General features: G+C 49.2%; 20 protein-coding genes. 10 read left to right on the top strand and 10 right to left on the bottom strand.

The window, feature by feature from the left end:
- Positions 1–288 precede the first annotated feature (288 nt).
- A complete protein-coding gene (locus Q1B04_RS10150) occupies positions 289–594 on the top strand; it encodes a hypothetical protein (protein WP_299758698.1) in 306 nt (101 codons plus the stop codon).
- Positions 595–622: 28 nt separating this feature from the next.
- The gene (locus Q1B04_RS10155) at positions 623–1,372 is read left to right on the top strand and encodes a hypothetical protein (RefSeq protein ID WP_299758699.1); all 750 of its coding nucleotides are present in this window, start codon (positions 623–625) and stop codon (positions 1,370–1,372) included.
- A 34-nt stretch (positions 1,373–1,406) separates the two neighbouring features.
- Here Q1B04_RS10155 and Q1B04_RS10160 read toward each other — a convergent pair whose 3' ends face one another.
- Entirely contained in the window at positions 1,407–1,760 is a 354-nt protein-coding gene (locus Q1B04_RS10160) for an MmcQ/YjbR family DNA-binding protein (protein ID WP_299758700.1), read from the bottom strand.
- 112 nt (positions 1,761–1,872) lie between these two features.
- Between Q1B04_RS10160 and Q1B04_RS10165 the strand changes: the two genes are divergently transcribed.
- The 3 genes from Q1B04_RS10165 to Q1B04_RS10175 all read left to right on the top strand — a co-directional run bounded on the left by Q1B04_RS10165 (position 1,873) and on the right by Q1B04_RS10175 (position 3,535).
- A complete protein-coding gene (locus Q1B04_RS10165; protein WP_299758701.1) occupies positions 1,873–2,595 on the top strand; it encodes an alpha/beta fold hydrolase in 723 nt (240 codons plus the stop codon).
- A complete protein-coding gene (locus tag Q1B04_RS10170; protein ID WP_299758702.1) occupies positions 2,592–3,026 on the top strand; it encodes a septal ring lytic transglycosylase RlpA family protein in 435 nt (144 codons plus the stop codon). Before Q1B04_RS10165 ends, Q1B04_RS10170 begins: the two co-directional genes overlap by 4 nt.
- A gap of 131 nt (positions 3,027–3,157) precedes the next feature.
- A complete protein-coding gene (locus Q1B04_RS10175) occupies positions 3,158–3,535 on the top strand; it encodes a hypothetical protein (RefSeq protein WP_299758703.1) in 378 nt (125 codons plus the stop codon).
- 63 nt (positions 3,536–3,598) lie between these two features.
- Here Q1B04_RS10175 and Q1B04_RS10180 read toward each other — a convergent pair whose 3' ends face one another.
- The 6 genes from Q1B04_RS10180 to Q1B04_RS10205 form a co-directional block, all read right to left on the bottom strand.
- Complete coding sequence (locus tag Q1B04_RS10180) at positions 3,599–4,354, bottom strand: ZIP family metal transporter (RefSeq protein WP_299758704.1); 756 nt, start codon at positions 4,352–4,354, stop codon at positions 3,599–3,601.
- A 9-nt stretch (positions 4,355–4,363) separates the two neighbouring features.
- Positions 4,364–5,107, bottom strand: coding sequence for a methyltransferase domain-containing protein (locus Q1B04_RS10185; protein ID WP_299758705.1), 744 nt, complete (start codon positions 5,105–5,107; stop codon positions 4,364–4,366).
- Positions 5,108–5,271: 164 nt separating this feature from the next.
- Positions 5,272–5,577 (bottom strand): hypothetical protein, encoded by a 306-nt coding sequence (locus Q1B04_RS10190; RefSeq protein WP_299758706.1) that lies wholly within the window; start codon positions 5,575–5,577, stop codon positions 5,272–5,274.
- Positions 5,578–5,684: 107 nt separating this feature from the next.
- On the bottom strand, positions 5,685–6,278 hold the full coding sequence (locus Q1B04_RS10195) for a hypothetical protein (RefSeq protein ID WP_299758707.1): 594 nt from the start codon (positions 6,276–6,278) through the stop codon (positions 5,685–5,687).
- Positions 6,279–6,387: 109 nt separating this feature from the next.
- Entirely contained in the window at positions 6,388–7,245 is an 858-nt protein-coding gene (gene nadC, locus Q1B04_RS10200; RefSeq protein ID WP_299758708.1) for a carboxylating nicotinate-nucleotide diphosphorylase, read from the bottom strand.
- Positions 7,246–7,311: 66 nt separating this feature from the next.
- Entirely contained in the window at positions 7,312–7,725 is a 414-nt protein-coding gene (locus tag Q1B04_RS10205; RefSeq protein ID WP_299758709.1) for a DUF4783 domain-containing protein, read from the bottom strand.
- Between the two features lie 236 nt (positions 7,726–7,961).
- Between Q1B04_RS10205 and gpmI the strand changes: the two genes are divergently transcribed.
- The 3 genes from gpmI (at position 7,962) to Q1B04_RS10220 (ending at position 11,708) form a co-directional block, all read left to right on the top strand.
- Entirely contained in the window at positions 7,962–9,488 is a 1,527-nt protein-coding gene (gene gpmI, locus Q1B04_RS10210; RefSeq protein WP_299758710.1) for a 2,3-bisphosphoglycerate-independent phosphoglycerate mutase, read from the top strand.
- Positions 9,489–9,498: 10 nt separating this feature from the next.
- Positions 9,499–10,077, top strand: a complete 579-nt coding sequence (locus tag Q1B04_RS10215) for a hypothetical protein (protein ID WP_299758711.1) — start codon at positions 9,499–9,501, stop codon at positions 10,075–10,077.
- A gap of 128 nt (positions 10,078–10,205) precedes the next feature.
- On the top strand, positions 10,206–11,708 hold the full coding sequence (locus tag Q1B04_RS10220) for a M43 family zinc metalloprotease (RefSeq protein WP_299758712.1): 1,503 nt from the start codon (positions 10,206–10,208) through the stop codon (positions 11,706–11,708).
- 193 nt (positions 11,709–11,901) lie between these two features.
- On the opposite strand, the gene Q1B04_RS10225 is transcribed toward Q1B04_RS10220, so the two are convergent.
- The 3 genes from Q1B04_RS10225 to prfA all read right to left on the bottom strand — a co-directional run bounded on the left by Q1B04_RS10225 (position 11,902) and on the right by prfA (position 14,962).
- Positions 11,902–12,321 carry a secondary thiamine-phosphate synthase enzyme YjbQ gene (locus Q1B04_RS10225; protein WP_299758713.1) on the bottom strand — a complete coding sequence of 140 codons (420 nt, stop codon included), beginning with the start codon at positions 12,319–12,321 and terminating at the stop codon, positions 11,902–11,904.
- A 19-nt stretch (positions 12,322–12,340) separates the two neighbouring features.
- A complete protein-coding gene (locus Q1B04_RS10230) occupies positions 12,341–13,714 on the bottom strand; it encodes a hypothetical protein (protein WP_299758714.1) in 1,374 nt (457 codons plus the stop codon).
- A gap of 171 nt (positions 13,715–13,885) precedes the next feature.
- Complete coding sequence (gene prfA, locus Q1B04_RS10235; RefSeq protein WP_299758715.1) at positions 13,886–14,962, bottom strand: peptide chain release factor 1; 1,077 nt, start codon at positions 14,960–14,962, stop codon at positions 13,886–13,888.
- Between the two features lie 300 nt (positions 14,963–15,262).
- Here prfA and Q1B04_RS10240 point away from each other — a divergent pair, with 300 nt between their 5' ends.
- Together Q1B04_RS10240 and Q1B04_RS10245 are read left to right on the top strand one after the other, a co-directional pair.
- A complete protein-coding gene (locus Q1B04_RS10240) occupies positions 15,263–15,583 on the top strand; it encodes a thioredoxin domain-containing protein (protein ID WP_299758716.1) in 321 nt (106 codons plus the stop codon).
- A 5-nt stretch (positions 15,584–15,588) separates the two neighbouring features.
- A complete protein-coding gene (locus Q1B04_RS10245) occupies positions 15,589–15,831 on the top strand; it encodes a hypothetical protein (RefSeq protein WP_299758717.1) in 243 nt (80 codons plus the stop codon).
- Positions 15,832–15,916: the final 85 nt, after the last annotated feature.

The raw sequence follows: 15,916 nt of genomic DNA on the forward strand, positions 1-15,916 counted from the left end.
AGTCATAAGTCTGCAAACTTTTCTTACCTGAACAACCGGCACCTGCTTTTTTATTCAATCAAATCAAAACAGCCTCTAAGAATGTCGCCCTTTTGATGAATCAGAAAAATGCGTAGGTTTAGTAGTGCTTTTGGTAGCAGCAAATATTGAGCTAATTAGGGGCGAGGCACAGCAGCCGTGCACACCATTGAGGAGAACATATACGTTATAAGTTCATGCCGCTGCTTAATCTCATTTTTGAGAGGGAATCCTTTACCATAAGCAACCAATTGATAAACATACACACCTATGAGCAGCAGCAAAAACACCTGGCTGAACTGGCTATTATACTTTGTTGTTTTTGAGCTAGCAGTATACCTTGGGCTGCAATGGCTGCTATCGGGTATGGGCATGAGCAACCAGTTTCAGGCTGAAAATACAATTGTGCCTAACTGGGTAAAAGCAGTTACGTTTATACTTCTGTACTTGCTCTGTCTGCTGGCCGCCGTTTTGGTGATAAGCAGTTCCGTGCCTGGCAAGCACCGCCCCCACCTGATGCGCTGGGTATACCTGGCTTTGTTAGGAATGGTGGTCATGCTGTTTCTGATATTTTAAATTAATGCAAGATTCTATACATTCTGGTATGCTAAAGACAAGAAACCTACTAACCACAGTGCTCTGCCTCCTGCTGGGCTATACCGCCTTTGGCCAGACAGACAACGGACAGGGCCGCTACTTTTTACAACTGCAGGACGGCCGAACCTTCTACGGCAACAAGCTGCAGTATAAATCACCGCTTTTCAAATCAAACCACTTCCTTCTCGACGACTCCCTAAAGTTTAACCCGAGCATGGTGAATGTTTACCAAAACGATGATGGCTTTTTTGCTCGTGTTGATGCCGGAAGCAGGTATGACTCTTTTGCCAAGCGCCTGACCGATGGGCCGCGCATAGACAGATTTTATACTACCCGCACCTATTATGACGGCGGTTATGGCTACTCGCCTTACGGCTACGGGTATGGCATGCCGCGCACCAACCGTAAGCGCATCTACTTTTTCTCAAAAGACAACGGACCGCTCTATGTTATGGATTTTGATAACCTGGAGACAGCCCTTGCAGACAATGCCTCTAGTATGGCGCTGCTGCAGCGTTATAAGAGAGACAAGTTAATCAATACCGGAGTGTCTATTGTGGGAGCCGGCTTATTGGCTGTAGGCGCAGTTAAGTCTATCAGCAACTCGCAGGAGGTAAACGGCAGCACAAACCTGAGAATCAACCCGCTGATGTATGCCGGAGCGGGCGTACTGGGCGCGCAGCTGATTATAAACCTTTTCCAGAAGGACAAGCTCACGCAGGCTATGGAAGTATATAATTACCAGCTACAGCAATAGCAACAGAGGCCGGGGCTAACAGTTCCGGCCTTTTTTATACTTCTATCCCCAACTCTTTCTGCACTTTCTTCGGCAGCTTACCAGCCACTAAATAATACGACTCCCGCACATACTTTTCCCACTCCTGCGGCTGCAGATAATTTAGATCACCTAAGGCAACCCACTTATGCCTTGCCATGTAAGGTGCCGGGCAAAAACCGGGTCTGCTGCTCATCTCCTCAAATTCTTCTGGGTTAACTTTAAATGATGCCGAAACAGGTGTTTTATCAAGCCCCACAACCAGAAACATTTTCTCGGCTACGCAAAAGCACAGGTCGTGCTCCCACTTTATACTTTCAGTTACGCCTGGTAGCTGCCGGCAAATTTCCTGTAGGTCTTCTATCTTCATAAGTTTAAATTGTGTGAGCCCGAAAGCAGCAATTTATACTTTTGGGCTGAATGGCAAAGCTGATTTTTGTAGCTTTGGCTAAAACACCTCCATCACCGAACCGCAAACTTCTATGGAAAACGTACTGCTGCTACACGGCGCGCTTGGGTCTGCTGCTATGCTGAAACCGCTTAAAGAGGCACTGCAGGACACGTACAGCGTTTTTACGATGGACTTTTCTGGCCATGGCGATAAAGCGCTGCCGCAGGAGCCGTTTGCTATGCAGCTTTTTGTAAAGGACATACTCCGGTTTTTGGATCAGGAAAGTATAGAAAGCACGCACATCTTCGGATATAGCATGGGCGGGTATGCAGCCCTGAGCCTTGGTTTGCAGCACCCGCAGCGCATACGCAGTATTTATACTTTAGCTACCAAGTTTGCGTGGTCAGAGGAGACGGCAGAGAAAGAAACCAAGCTGCTGAACCCGGAGAGGGTAGAGGAGAAAGTGCCTGCTTTTGCTGCAAGGCTGGCACTCCGGCATTCCTCCCAAGACTGGCGGCAGGTAATGCGCTCTACAGCAGGCATGATGCAGAAGCTCGGCAAAAGCCCCATCCTCACAACAGAAACCTTACCCAAGCTGACGCTACCTGTGCAGTTAGCCGTAGGCGACCACGATAGTATGGTAAGCATAGATGAGACGCTCTGGGCGTACCGACTGCTGCCAAACGCCTACCTGCAGGTGCTTCCTGACACCCGTCATCCATTCGAAACGTTGTCTGTGCAGAATTTAAGCGAACAGATCAGGCAATTCATCCAGAGAGCTGCCGTTAACCCTACAGTAAAATTTAGCTTATGATTACTTTTCTACCCGCATTGCCAAACAGCATTTCTCGAACAATAAAAAGTATACTTATAGCCGCCTCTGTGGCATTATGCCTCAGCTCCTGCGCCACCACTGCCCCAGGCTTCGGCGAGAAAGGCTATACAGAAGAAGGAAAAGCCTCGTACTACGGCCGCAAGTTTCAGGGCCGGAAAATGGCTAACGGTGAGCGCTACCGACGCAGCAAACTAACCGCAGCACACAAAAAACTGCCTTTCGGAACCCAGGTGGTCGTAACGAACCTGCAAAACAATAAAACTGTAAAGGTAAAAATAACTGACCGTGGCCCATTTGTGCGAGGCCGTATTGTAGATTTGTCTGAAGCCGCAGCAAAGCGTGTGGACATGATGGATGATGGCGTAGTACCCGTCCGGGTGAAGGTAATAAAGACGCCGCGTATAAAGTAAACAGCGGGGCTGCCTAATTATTTTTAAGCTACACTAGGCCAATCACATACGTTCACCCTATATTACAAGAGTTTCTCTAAAACTCCGCCCGTTATAGTTGCCTTTTACTTGTTTTGTATATAAATTTGTGCATGACCGAAACTTGGGTAAAAGTGCGAGATTACTTGCCTATGGTAGCTGTTCTGCTGCTATGCATGCTGGTTATGCCTGCCACCCAAGCTCATGCAGAAAACAGCAACAACGGCTCTTCTGCCACCACCATACAACAGCAGCACGTGCAGCCAACTACAGAACAAAAGGCTGCTGCAAACAATCCAAAACCTAAAGCTACCTCCGTTAAGCCCCGCGAAAAATCTGCACTGGATGCGGAGGTACTTGAAAGCCCGTTGGCTTACTTCCGGGATGCTTTTACCTCTGGAGAGGACGAATCGGACACAGCCTCAGGAGCAGGCGTTGTAATCATCACGTTAAAAGCCCTTGTCGCTACGCTGCTATCTACAGTTCTATAGTTTCTTTTTGATCACGATACTTTAGGCCAAGGCTGGCTTCTATACTATAATAGCCATTGGAGGCTAGATAAAGTCGCTCAACAATGCCAGCACAAGCCCTAGTAGCGTAGCCACCAGTTTATTGCGGTTAAAGTGGTGATCGGGACTTGTTTCGAAGAGGATAGTAGTGGAGATATGCAGAAAATTGCCTGCCACCAAACCGGTAAGTGCTGTAAAAACCAATCCGCCCGCTGCCTCCTCTGATAGTATCGTGTTACTTACTACAATACCCAACGGAGATCCTACGGCAAATATCAACAACCATAGAAATGCCTTCCTAAAATTCTCTAACCTCGACAACAGCACCGACATAAGCGCAAAGGCTGCCGGAATATGATGCAGCGCAATGCCGAGCAGCACCAGGTAAAAGTTATCCGAGCCGTGTGTATGCCCGCTGCCATGGTTATGCCCTTGCTCTACAAGTATACTTCCTTCCAGAAAAGAGTGCACAAACAAGGACCCGAGCAGCAGAAACGGCATAGAATCAGTACGCCCATCATGATGGTGGTGAATATGGCCGTGCTCCACCCCGTGTGAGAAAAGCTCCAGCACCAGCTGCAGAAAAAAACCGGCCAGTACCCAATAACCCACACGATAAGGGCTGTTACTGCTATTTAACAGCACATCGGGCAACAGGTGTATAATGGTGATGGTAAACAGGTAGGAGCCACTGAAAGCCAGAGCCATCTTAAGCCATTTGGTTTTGTTAGGCGGAAAAACCTTCACCAAAAAGCCTGAGAGCACTACTGTAAAGAAAAGCGCAAGTATAGCTATGATCATGCAGGGGCTTTATTTTTTTAGCACAAATATCATCCTGTCGCTGGCGGCTTGGTTATACGGGTTCAGCTTATAATCGCCGAAGGTCTCTACCAGGCGCAGCTGCGTCATGCCGAAGTACTCCAGAAAATCCTCCTCCCGAAGCGCCCGCACGCGTTCTTCAAAACTATAGTCTGTGCCTTTATCCCGGAACCTAATGTTTTTCACAATAAAGCCATTCTCTACGCTACGGGTTATTTTAAAGTTTATCCCCTGCACCTCCTTCTCTTCCTCGGCCACCAGGTTGTTTATCACTTTATCGGTATTCATAAAGTCGATCACCAGCTTGCCCCCGTGCTTCAGGCTCTCAGCTGTGGCACATAGCGCTACAACATTTTCGGTTTCCGTTTCAAAGTAGCCAAAGCTGGTAAACAGGTTTACTATAAAATCAAAGTGCGCCGGCCTGAACACCTCACGCATATCGTGGCGAAAAAAATGCAGCCGCTCATACTCAAACTGCTTGGCGTAGTTTATACTTCTCTCCGACAGATCAATGCCGGTTACATCATAACCTTTCTGGCTGAGGTAGCGGGAGTGGCGGCCTTTGCCGCAAGCCAGATCCAGAATCGTATCGTGTGGCTTGGGGTGCAGGTGCGTAAGCAGCGTATCCATGAAGTGCTGCGCCTCCTGCATATCGCGGTGCTGGTAAAGTATATGGTAGTACGGGGAGTCAAACCAAGTACTAAACCATGTTGCTGTTTCCTTTTGTGCTGCCATGCGAGGGGGCTAAAAGCAATTATGTTGCAAATATAGGCGAATTATCCGGACTTGGGCAATTTGCCGATCAATATGCACTATAGTTTACTGCCCTTGCCATCAGGGCAAAAAAAAGCCTGCCGCTGCTATTTACCAGCAGTGGCAGGCTTATAACTGATAGAGCTTTATTCTTTTGTAGCGCCAGCTCTAGTGTTTGTTTCTGCTTCCTCGCGCAGGCTATCACCTACCTCAATAGTGTTGGCACCCGGGTCGTGGTTAGGCAATACTTCTTTGTGATCAACATGATCCTGCACGATATTTTCTGTAGCCTCTAAAGTGCCTGCATCCGACACGTTAAAAGTTTTACGGGTACCTGGCTCAACAGTATCCGTAGACACCTTTTCGCCTGGTCTAAGGTCTGACGGAGTACCGCAGGAAAACATAAACAAACCGCACACGGCGGCAACTACTGCTGTTACGTTCTTATTCATTTTAATGTGTTTTTATACTTTTTATGTAGAGGCTGTGGCTGACACCAACCAAACAAAGCCTTGGTTATTATTATTTTACGAAAACAAGCCTTTGGCAGGTTGTGGTGCTACTGAGCAATCAGGTTTTTGCGGCGCAGGTAGCTCTCCATCAGCTTCAGGTCGTTAGGGCTGTTGAAGATACGAAACGGCATAAAGATAAACACCGGCACCTGAAAGGTACGCGCCACCCAGCCTTTCCAGCCACCTGGCAACTGTGCAGCGGTTGGCGGCTGCAGCCACAGCATGTAACCGCTGTCTTTCTTCTGGGCACGCTCAATCATATCCCAAGTCAAGGCCATACCTTCGCGCTCGTTACGCTTCAGCAGGATTTGGCGCTGGTCTACCTCATAGTTTAGCTTCTCGAACAGCGGGCTGCCCTGTTCTACCTGCGTTACACTCATAACCTGTGCTGAGCGCAGCAGCACAAACAGCAGCGTTATGATAATGGCACCGGCCACCCACCACCACGAAAAGCTGAACACGGCAGGCAGCAGGAACAGCACCAGCGGAATAAGCGCCTGCCACCAGCTTTTGCTCCATACCTGGCCCAGCGCCATTCGGGTATAATCGTTTTTGTCTAACTGGTACTTCTTGGTACGGATAGCTAGCGGGTTAGCGCCGCCCTGCGCCATCCGGCGACCTCTTTGGTTTGGTTGCTGCATAAAATATTATAATGTAAAATCTTTCTTTGTCTTCTTCACCAGCCCCTCCGGCCAAGCCTGCAGAGCAAAATCAGGTTTAAAAACCCTTAAACCTAGGGCAGTTTAAATATTAGAAAGCCTTCAGGCTCAAATCTATACTTCTGTTGGAGTGCGTAAGCGCGCCTACCGAGATAAAGTCAACACCACACTCAGCCACAGCACGTATGGTTTCCTCGGTTATACCACCAGAGGCCTCTACTTCATACTTGCCTCCGATCATGGACACCGCCTCACGCATCATATCCGTACTCATGTTATCGAGCATAATCCGATGAATGCCTCCTGTACCCAGCGCCTCCTGCACCTCCTGCAGGTTTCGAGTCTCCACCTCAATTCTAAGGTCTTTGCCTTTCTCCTGCAGGTATTTCTGCGTAGCGGTTATGGCTTTGCGTACACCGCCGGCGTAATCTACGTGATTATCCTTCAGCATCACCATGTCGTACAGTCCGAAGCGGTGGTTGTGGCCTCCACCTATCACCACGGCCCATTTTTCCATTATCCGGAAGTTGGGAGTGGTTTTGCGGGTATCCAGCAATTTAGTATTAGTGCCCGCTATTAAGCTTGCCATGTAATTGGTGTAGGTGGCTATGCCGCTCATGCGCTGCATGCAGTTTAACACCAGGCGCTCGGCAGTAAGTATACTTTGGGCTTTGCCTTTTACGGTAAATGCCACATCACCATACTTCATTCGGTCGCCATCGCGCATCAACACATCCAGCTGCAGGTCAGGGTCTACGGCCTTAAAGATATAGCCGGCCAGCTCCACACCTGCCAATATTCCATCGCCCTTCACCAGCAGGCGCGCCTGGTTCTGCGCATCGGCAGGTATGGAGGCAAGCGAGGAGTGGTCTCCGTCGCCTACATCCTCGGTTAGCGCCCTAACGATAAACTCGTTTATACTTTTTTTGGTCAGATATGTTAGTTTCACGGTGCAAAAATAAAAAAAGGCTCGGTATAAACTCCGAGCCTTTGTAAAAATCTCATTTGTATTGTCTTAATCTTTGATAAAGTTCATCGAATGGATCAGGTATTTGTCCCCGGAAGACTTCATCCGGATCAGCACAGTGTAAGAGCCGCCCTTAGAAGAATAAGTACCGATGGCGTAAAGCTGCCCCTTGTCAGAAGTACCGTTATGGTTCACGCTGAAGTCTACAGGAGCGTTTTTAGAGAAAAAATTCTTCATTACAAACTCTGCCTGCGTACTGCTGTAGCTGGTAGCCTCGGCACCATCCAGCGTAATTTCCACCATGTTACCAAAATTCTTAGAAAGTTCTTTGGCTGAGCCGGCTTTCATAGCCTGCTTCACACTGCTCATTGCATCGCCTTGCGCCACAGCCTGCCCTGCTGTTAGAAGAATAGCTACTAATAACATTGAGAAGGCAACTGCAAAGTGTTTAAAGTTTTTCATAAATGCTGTTTGTATTACTTGCTCTAGTATGAGCCAAAACTATGCCAAGTACTGGTGGTTGATTGGCGTCTCTAATATAACACGATTATACTGATAAAGAAAGAACCCAACCCCTGCCACACGTATACTTTCAATAGCTGCCCGGGCAAATCAGAATACGTTTATACAGTAGCAGCGGCAGCACGATAAGCCCCTTTAGCAACTGCTGCTTCGAAGAATATAGTTATATTTGCGCCATGGATAAGAAGGTACTCTTAGTGATTTTAGATGGGTGGGGAATTGCCACCGACTTGGCGGTTTCGGCCATACATAAAGCCAACACCCCTTTTGTTGATTCTATTTTCGAAAAATACCCTACCACCACGCTGCAAGCCTCCGGCGAGGCTGTAGGTCTGCCAGAGGGCCAGATGGGCAACTCAGAGGTAGGGCACATGAACATTGGCGCAGGCCGTGTAGTGTATCAAGATCTGGTGCGCATCAACAAAGCCATCGCGGAGCGAAAACTGGCTTCTATGCCAGCCCTTGCCAATGCCTATTCTTATGCCAAAGAAAATAAAAAGGCTGTTCACCTGATCGGGCTTCTGTCGGATGGGGGCGTACACTCGCACATTGACCACCTGAAAGCGCTTTGCTCCGTCGCCAACGACCAGGAGCTGCACGAAGTATATATCCATGCTTTTACCGATGGCCGCGACACGGACCCAAAAGGCGGTGTAAAGTATATTAATGAGCTGGAAGAGCACCTGGAGAACACAACCGGCACTATCGCCTCTATTGTTGGCCGCTACTACGCCATGGACCGCGACAACCGTTGGGAGCGTGTAAAGCTTGCTTACGACCTGATGGTGAAAGGAGAGGGGGAGCCATCTCAGAACCTGATCAAGTCTATGCTCGACTCTTACAATGCTGGGGTTACGGATGAGTTTATTAAGCCAATCGTGAAGGTGAACGACCGCCAGGAGCCTATCGCCACAATCAAAAACGGTGATGTTGTTATCTGCTTTAACTTCCGCACCGACCGCGGCCGCGAGATTACCCAAGCCCTGACGCAGCGCGACTTCCCGGAGCAGAACATGTATAAGCTGGATTTGCGTTATGTGATGATGACCAACTACGATGAGAGCTTTCTGAACACTGAGGCCATCTTCGACAAGGATAACCTGAATAACACGCTAGGCGAAGTACTGGCAAATGCCGGCAAAAAGCAGATCCGTATTGCCGAGACAGAGAAATATCCGCACGTTACCTTCTTCTTCTCCGGTGGCCGCGAAACTCAATTTGAGGGCGAAAGCCGCCTGATGTGCCCGTCTCCGAAAGTTGCCACATACGACCTGATGCCGGAAATGAGCGCTTATGACATCCGTGATTCCATTGTGCCGGAGCTGGAGAAAAAGTCAGCTGATTTTATTTGCCTTAACTTTGCCAACCCGGATATGGTGGGCCACACCGGTGTGTTTGAAGCCGCTGTAAAAGCCTGCGAGGTAGTAGACGAGTGCGCTGCCAAGGTAATCACGACCGCCCTGGAAAACGGCTACGACACCATTGTAATTGCCGACCACGGTAACGCTGACATGATGATCAACCCGGACGGGTCGCCTAATACAGCTCATACCACTAACCTGGTGCCGTGCGTGTTGGTAAGCGATGATTTTAAAGGCACGCTGCACACCGGCAAGCTTGGAGATATTGCACCAACCATACTAGAGCTGATGCACCTGCAGAAGCCGGAGGAAATGACCGGAGAATCACTGATTAACCATTAATTCATACCCTGTGGCCAAGTACAAACCTCTCTTGCTGATAGGCCTTTTACTGGCCCTGGCTGCCTGCGAGCGGCCTGCTCCGCCTGCTACCAATGAGGCGGGGCAGGCCGCTTTTAACCTGACTTCTTACCTGCAGGAGCAACGGCAAAAACTGGAGGCTGAACAGCCGATGGTGCTAAAATCGGTAGCTGCCCAAGGGCAGGAGCCGGAGGTGGTGGAGACATCAACCATCAACTGGGAGGATGAGCTGGCCGTATTTGAGCAAGCCGACTTAAGCCGCCCGTCGTTACAGGAGTACTATACGCGCCAGGAGCAGGTGCTGGAGGATGGCTCAGTGGCCGTGGAGTTCACGAAGCTGGAAGACGCCGAATCTATGGTGCACTACCTGCGCCTCATCATGACGCCCGACGGCAAGCTGAAGCAACTCAACGCCCGCCTGCAGGACAAGAACATCATCTTTTTCTCTCGCCGAGCCATTGAGCTTAGTACTGATTCTCAAACTGGCGATATTTCCGATTATCATGTGGAGGGGGTGCAGAAAATGATTTTCGGAGACTCGCTGCGCTACGAAGTACAGGCCAATTTATAATAACCTAACACATAGGCTGTACAAAAGCGCCAGCGCCTTGCCATACACTGCCGATTTTCCTTATCTTGCGTAGCTACAGGCACATAAGCTGTCTGTCAGTTTTGCTGACCCTTTACTCTTATTGCTCCATGCGTACGCTTGCTCTCACGGCTGTTCTTTGCCTTGGCCTAGCCTTTTCCTGCTTTGCCCAGGGGCTAACGAGCAACCGCAGCTGCGCCACCACTACTTACATAGAGGCGATGAGAGCCCAGCACCCCTCTCTGGCGCAGCAGCAACAGCAAGTGCAGCAGGCCGTGAAGGAGAAACTACAGCAGCAGCGCCAATGGCAAAGCTTGCGTGCTGTTACCACTATCACCATTCCGGTTGTTTTTCATGTGCTGTATAGCGATGAGGTCGAAAACATTTCGGATGAGCAGATCAAATCGCAGCTGGAGGTACTGAACGCTGATTTCAGGAGGCGCAACTCGGACGCAGTAAACACACCATCATACTTTGCCCCTTACGCCGCCGATACGCGCATTGAGTTCTGCCTCGCTTCCTTGAACATGAAAGGCGACTCCACTACCGGTATCACCCGCACCCAGACCTATCGCACCGAGTTTAATTTCGTGAATGACTACATTAAGAAAGCTGACAGCGGCGGCGCAGCCTCCTGGGATACTGATCGCTACCTGAACATCTGGGTAGGAAACATCAAAGACAACGTATTGGGTTATGCCTCTAAGCCGGGGACCACGCTGCCGCACCTGGATGGCGTGGTGCTGCACTATACTGCCGTGGGAGCTGCACCGGCCAACAAGTTTGATTCGGTATACAACCTGGGGCGCACTGCCACGCATGAGGTGGGCCACTGGCTGGGCCTAGAGCATATCTGGGGAGGCGATGATGCCAGCTGTTCGGATTCTGACGGCATCAGCGATACACCAAATCAAGAGACCTATACCACCGACTGTACCGGCGGCATCGAAATTTCCTGCGACAACAGCCCATACGGCAACATGTACCAGAACTACATGGACTATAGCAACGATGCCTGCATGAACCTGTTTACCCAAGGCCAGGCCGCTTATATGAATGCCATACTTAGCACCAGCCGCAACCAGTTGCTTTATTCGCTTGCCTGCGCCAATGCTATCCGCTCCGGTTTTGGCCTGGCTCAGGAGAGCGATACCTTAGCTGTGGCCGGACAAAGTATACAATTTGCCGCCACTCCGGAAGGTGTACGGGCAACTGAGTGGTTTTGGGAGTTTGAAGGAGGCGTACCGGCAACGTCTACGCAGCAGAACCCTGTGGTTACCTATCCACAGCCCGGCCAGTATGATGTGAAGCTAACGGTGAGCAATGGCACAGTAAGCGATACCGAAGTATGGGAGGATTTTGTATACATCACGGTAAATGACCTGATCGTGTACCCGAACCCAACTGCAGATTATCTATACATAGAGCAGCCTGCGCGTGTACTTGTGCGGCAGGTGGAGTTAATAAACAGCATAGGCAAAACCGTACTCACTGCCGAAGCCCGGAACCGCACCCTTCAACTGGACTTACAGCGCCTGCCACCCGGCATCTACTTCCTACGCTTAACCAGCACCAACGGCACCGAAATCAAAAGAGTAAGTATAACCAGATAAGAACTGTGTTATTGGGTCAAGCCAAAGTATAACGCTGTTACTACAGGCGCAGAAACAATCTCCTTTCTTGATGAACGCCATGAGAATGCACAGGTAGAGTATGATCTTTGCAGCTAACGAATAGAGGCTGCTTTCTTATAAAATCCTTTAGAAATGGATAGTAAGAAGATCATTACTCAAGCACATGATATATTCACTCTCCCTGCAGCGTTACCACCACAGTGCGTTTAGAGGCGTGGTCGCGGTGTTCGCAGAGGTAGATACCTTGCCAGGTGCCTAAATTCAACTTGCCGTTGCGGATAGGTATGGTAACGGAAGTGCCAAGCATAGCAGCTTTCAGGTGCGCGGGCATATCATCAGGGCCTTCTAATGTATGGCGGTAATAAGGCTGGTTTTCAGGCACCATCTGATTGAAGTGGCTCTCGAAGTCCTGCCGCACAGTAGGATCGGCGTTTTCGTTAATGGTAAGGCTGGCCGAGGTATGCTTGATGAAAATGTGCGCCAGGCCAACATTTATACTTTCGAGTTCCGGCAGCTGCGCCTCCAGTAAATCTGTTATCAAATGAAAGCCGCGCTTTACAGCCGGCAGCCTTATCTCTTTCTGAAACCACATAGTCTGTTCTGTACGATTGTTAATCTATGGTACGCTCATACGCACCTGCGTCGGGTTGGGTAGTGCTACGGGTGTTGCCTTTTATATCCTGAAGTATGTTTGGCAGCATTTTAGCCGCACCGTTGGCAGGGGAGAGGGTATCGAGGCTGAAGTTATACTTGGCAGGCGCCTTAAATTTCGGTTCGATGTTCAGAATGTTACCGTTGCCTTCAAACTGTGCCTTGTACCTTTCGGTGCGCAGCAGGCTATTGCTAACCTCCGTAGCTGCGCTTGCCGGCTCTACCAGTACCTCATCCATCATACTGTAGTCATCAGAATAAACTATGGAGTTTACCAGCCGCAACAAAGTAGGTTGGTTTTCAATTTCAGTTTCAGGTATAAAATCAGTTACGGCGAGCAGCGGCGCGGCGCGTTCCAGCGGGTTCTGGTAACTAACGATGGTAGAATACAGCACCTCATACTTACCGCCGCCAGAGCCCAGAAAGCCGTGGTTGCCGCAGTTGTAGATAAGCGTGCTTACCAGTTGCACCTCAGATGTAAAGGCGATCACACCTCCCAACTTAGCATGCGCAATAGTGCTGCCCTCTATTAAAGTACCCGCTTTACCCGGATTGCCAATGTGTACACCATATAAGGTATTTGTGATGTCTGCATACTTTATGCTGCTGCCCCCGCTGGTTGCCAGCACCCGGATACCTTCCCACTGGCCAGGTGCCGTGCGATAATCTTCTTCGCGGCGGTAACCACTAAACACCACCCGCTCCTGCGGCGTGCCCTGCACCTGCAGCTGGCCTGCCACCAGCAACACCGCCTTATTGTAGCCATAGATGCGGGCTCCTTTCTCAATGGTAAGTATGGCACCCTCACGCACCAGCACCGAATCGAGCAGCACGTGCGGCTTATCATTCGCCCATGTGGTAGTGCCGATGCTGCCTTTGCCATGAAAATAGGCGTTTTGGCCATAGGCTACCAACTTTACGTTCTGCTGTTGCCCGTTGGTGGTAAAAAGTATAGAATCTGCTACCAGAAACGGCTGGTTCTGGTCTGTTGGGTTGATATTGGCTTTAACGAGCACATACAGGCTATCGCCTCCGCGCAGCTCCAGGTTATTCATCAGTGGCGCCTGCACACCGTTTATTGTAAGCTTATAAGGAGAGCCTCCGGCACCTGCCAATGTTATTTCGCTGATGCGAACTGCCTTTTCGTTGCGGTTGTATACTTTCAGGCGTTTGGTTATACTGCCCCGGCTCACAAATACAGTGTCAAACAGTACCGTATCAGCCGAAAACTGTAGCACTGCATTCGGGTCAGAAGTAATTACCTCGTCCTTTGGCTCACAGCCGAATACCGACAGCAGCAGCAAGAGGGGCAGTATGGCAAACAGGTATTTCAAGTTCTGTGGCTGATAGTTAATTGCTGTAAAGTAAATTTAGCTGAGGATAGCTGCTTATACTATTGGCAGCTCCTTTGTTTGTTGCTAACAAGTTAGTAATTAAAAAGAAAAGGATGCAGCGACGCTTTATTTGCTTCACTACATCCCTTTCATTTATACTTTAGCGATTGCTTATTCTGCTGTGGCGCCCTCTTTCAGTCGCTCAGCGTTTTCAGCAATACGAAGCTCCTCTACAAAGTCATCAATGCCACCGTCCATTACGTTTGGCAGGTTGTAAACCGTATAGCCAATGCGGTGATCGGTTACGCGCCCCTGCGGGTAGTTATACGTACGGATTTTATCGGAACGGTCGCCGCCGCCCACCATAGACTTACGCTGTGCGCCCTCAGCCTCGTTTTTCTTGGCGAGTTCCTGCTCGTAAATACGCGAACGAAGTACCGCAAGAGCTTTATCAAAGTTTTTCAACTGCGATTTCTGGTCTTGGCACTGTGCTACTAAGCCAGTAGGAAGGTGCGTCAGGCGAACGGCTGAATACGTCGTGTTTACCGACTGGCCACCCGGACCGGAAGAACAGAATAGGTCTTTACGGATATCGTTCATGTCGATCTCCACATCAAATTCCTCTGCCTCCGGCAGCACCACCACCGAAGCCACGGAAGTATGGATACGTCCCTGCGTTTCAGTGGCTGGCACACGCTGCACGCGGTGCACACCTGACTCAAACTTTAGCTTGCCATATACATCCTCGCCCGATACGCCTATAATAATTTCTTTATAACCACCAGATGTGCCTTCAGTCGCATCCACCAATTCCATTTTCCAGCCTTGCTTCTCAGCAAAACGGCTGTACATGCGGTAAAGGTCACCGGCAAAGATAGAGGCTTCGTCGCCGCCAGCGCCAGCACGTATCTCCATCAGAATGTCCTTACTGTCGTTCGGATCTTTCGGGATCAGCAACTCCTTCAGGTGATCCTCCATCTCATCGCGCTGCGGCAGCAGCTCGTCCAGCTCCTCTTTGGCCATCTCCCTGAAATCCTCATCCTTCTCTGTGGCAATCACTTGCTTAGCGTTGTCTATGTTGCTCAGGATGTTGAGGTACTTTTTATATTCTACAACGATCTTATCCAGATCCTTATACTCTTTATTCAGCGACTTATACTTCTTCATGTCGCTAACCACATCCGGCTGAATAAGAAGTTGGCTTACTTCTTCAAAACGCTGATTAATGGCTTCTAACTTATCTAACATCGTGCTTCTCTGGTTTTAGGCTGCAAAGATACAAAATTGGCCTATAGATTTTGTTATCCATTTTTGCCGCTTCTGCTAATATTCTCCAGCCTTAATTGATTCTATGCTATAACTTTAAAGAGAGAGGTATAGTTTCAGAGGCAAGTGCCATATATATCGAAGCCTTTAATATAGCTTTTATCTATAAACTGATAAATTAAATCTATCTGTGCTATTGCCTTATTATTGATTGAAACATTTACTTTTGACTTTAGTTAAATAGGATAGAATCTGATCAAGTAAATCACAAAAAGAAATAATATGGCTGTTATAGTAGCAACTGACAACGATTTTAACCAAGTACTGAACTCAAACCAGAAAGTAGTGGTAAAATACTACGCCGACTGGTGTGGCAGCTGCCGCCTGTTCTCGCCTAAGTTCAAGCGTATGTCTGACGACGAGGCTTTTGCCAACGTGGCTTTTGTGGATGTGAACGCTGAAACCAGCCCTGAAGCGCGTAAGCTGGCTAACGTAACAAACCTGCCTACTTTCGCTATCTTCAAGAACGGCCAACTGGTTGACTCTGTAGCTGCCAGCAAAGAAGACGCCGTTCGTGAACTGATACATAAACTAGACGCCTAAGCATAATGAAGATACCCGCTATTAAAAAACTGGTAGAGAATCATAAACTGGACGAGCTAATGGCCGCCGAAGCCGCTATTGTGGACGAGCAGCAGCCTGCCATTGAGGTGGGCGGCGATGACGAAGGCGAGCAACTGACGCACGTGCTGGCCGCTGTCTGGATTCTGAACGAGATGGAGGATAACGGCACAGACTTTAAGTCTGCGCTGCGTATGTACACGCAGAAAGTACGCGTATCTATTAGCTAACATCGGTTTTAGCAACCGTAAAAAAGCGCTGCCGCCAAGGATCTATACTTTGGCGGCAGCGCTTTTTCTTTTGCTGAGCAGCTTC

Source organism: uncultured Pontibacter sp. (genome assembly GCF_947495565.1).
Taxonomy (GTDB): Bacteria; Bacteroidota; Bacteroidia; order Cytophagales; family Hymenobacteraceae; genus Pontibacter.

What these genes read in the sequence shown, in the direction of transcription:
- Q1B04_RS10150 (WP_299758698.1), top strand. Translation starts at nt 289, where the DNA reads ATGAGCAGCAGCAAAAACACCTGGCTGAACTGGCTATTATACTTTGTT.
- Q1B04_RS10155 (WP_299758699.1), top strand. Translation starts at nt 623, where the DNA reads ATGCTAAAGACAAGAAACCTACTAACCACAGTGCTCTGCCTCCTGCTG.
- Q1B04_RS10160 (WP_299758700.1), bottom strand. Translation starts at nt 1,760, where the DNA reads ATGAAGATAGAAGACCTACAGGAAATTTGCCGGCAGCTACCAGGCGTA.
- Q1B04_RS10165 (WP_299758701.1), top strand. Translation starts at nt 1,873, where the DNA reads ATGGAAAACGTACTGCTGCTACACGGCGCGCTTGGGTCTGCTGCTATG.
- Q1B04_RS10170 (WP_299758702.1), top strand. Translation starts at nt 2,592, where the DNA reads ATGATTACTTTTCTACCCGCATTGCCAAACAGCATTTCTCGAACAATA.
- Q1B04_RS10175 (WP_299758703.1), top strand. Translation starts at nt 3,158, where the DNA reads ATGACCGAAACTTGGGTAAAAGTGCGAGATTACTTGCCTATGGTAGCT.
- Q1B04_RS10180 (WP_299758704.1), bottom strand. Translation starts at nt 4,354, where the DNA reads ATGATCATAGCTATACTTGCGCTTTTCTTTACAGTAGTGCTCTCAGGC.
- Q1B04_RS10185 (WP_299758705.1), bottom strand. Translation starts at nt 5,107, where the DNA reads ATGGCAGCACAAAAGGAAACAGCAACATGGTTTAGTACTTGGTTTGAC.
- Q1B04_RS10190 (WP_299758706.1), bottom strand. Translation starts at nt 5,577, where the DNA reads ATGAATAAGAACGTAACAGCAGTAGTTGCCGCCGTGTGCGGTTTGTTT.
- Q1B04_RS10195 (WP_299758707.1), bottom strand. Translation starts at nt 6,278, where the DNA reads ATGCAGCAACCAAACCAAAGAGGTCGCCGGATGGCGCAGGGCGGCGCT.
- Q1B04_RS10205 (WP_299758709.1), bottom strand. Translation starts at nt 7,725, where the DNA reads ATGAAAAACTTTAAACACTTTGCAGTTGCCTTCTCAATGTTATTAGTA.
- gpmI (WP_299758710.1), top strand. Translation starts at nt 7,962, where the DNA reads ATGGATAAGAAGGTACTCTTAGTGATTTTAGATGGGTGGGGAATTGCC.
- Q1B04_RS10220 (WP_299758712.1), top strand. Translation starts at nt 10,206, where the DNA reads ATGCGTACGCTTGCTCTCACGGCTGTTCTTTGCCTTGGCCTAGCCTTT.
- Q1B04_RS10225 (WP_299758713.1), bottom strand. Translation starts at nt 12,321, where the DNA reads ATGTGGTTTCAGAAAGAGATAAGGCTGCCGGCTGTAAAGCGCGGCTTT.
- prfA (WP_299758715.1), bottom strand. Translation starts at nt 14,962, where the DNA reads ATGTTAGATAAGTTAGAAGCCATTAATCAGCGTTTTGAAGAAGTAAGC.
- Q1B04_RS10240 (WP_299758716.1), top strand. Translation starts at nt 15,263, where the DNA reads ATGGCTGTTATAGTAGCAACTGACAACGATTTTAACCAAGTACTGAAC.
- Q1B04_RS10245 (WP_299758717.1), top strand. Translation starts at nt 15,589, where the DNA reads ATGAAGATACCCGCTATTAAAAAACTGGTAGAGAATCATAAACTGGAC.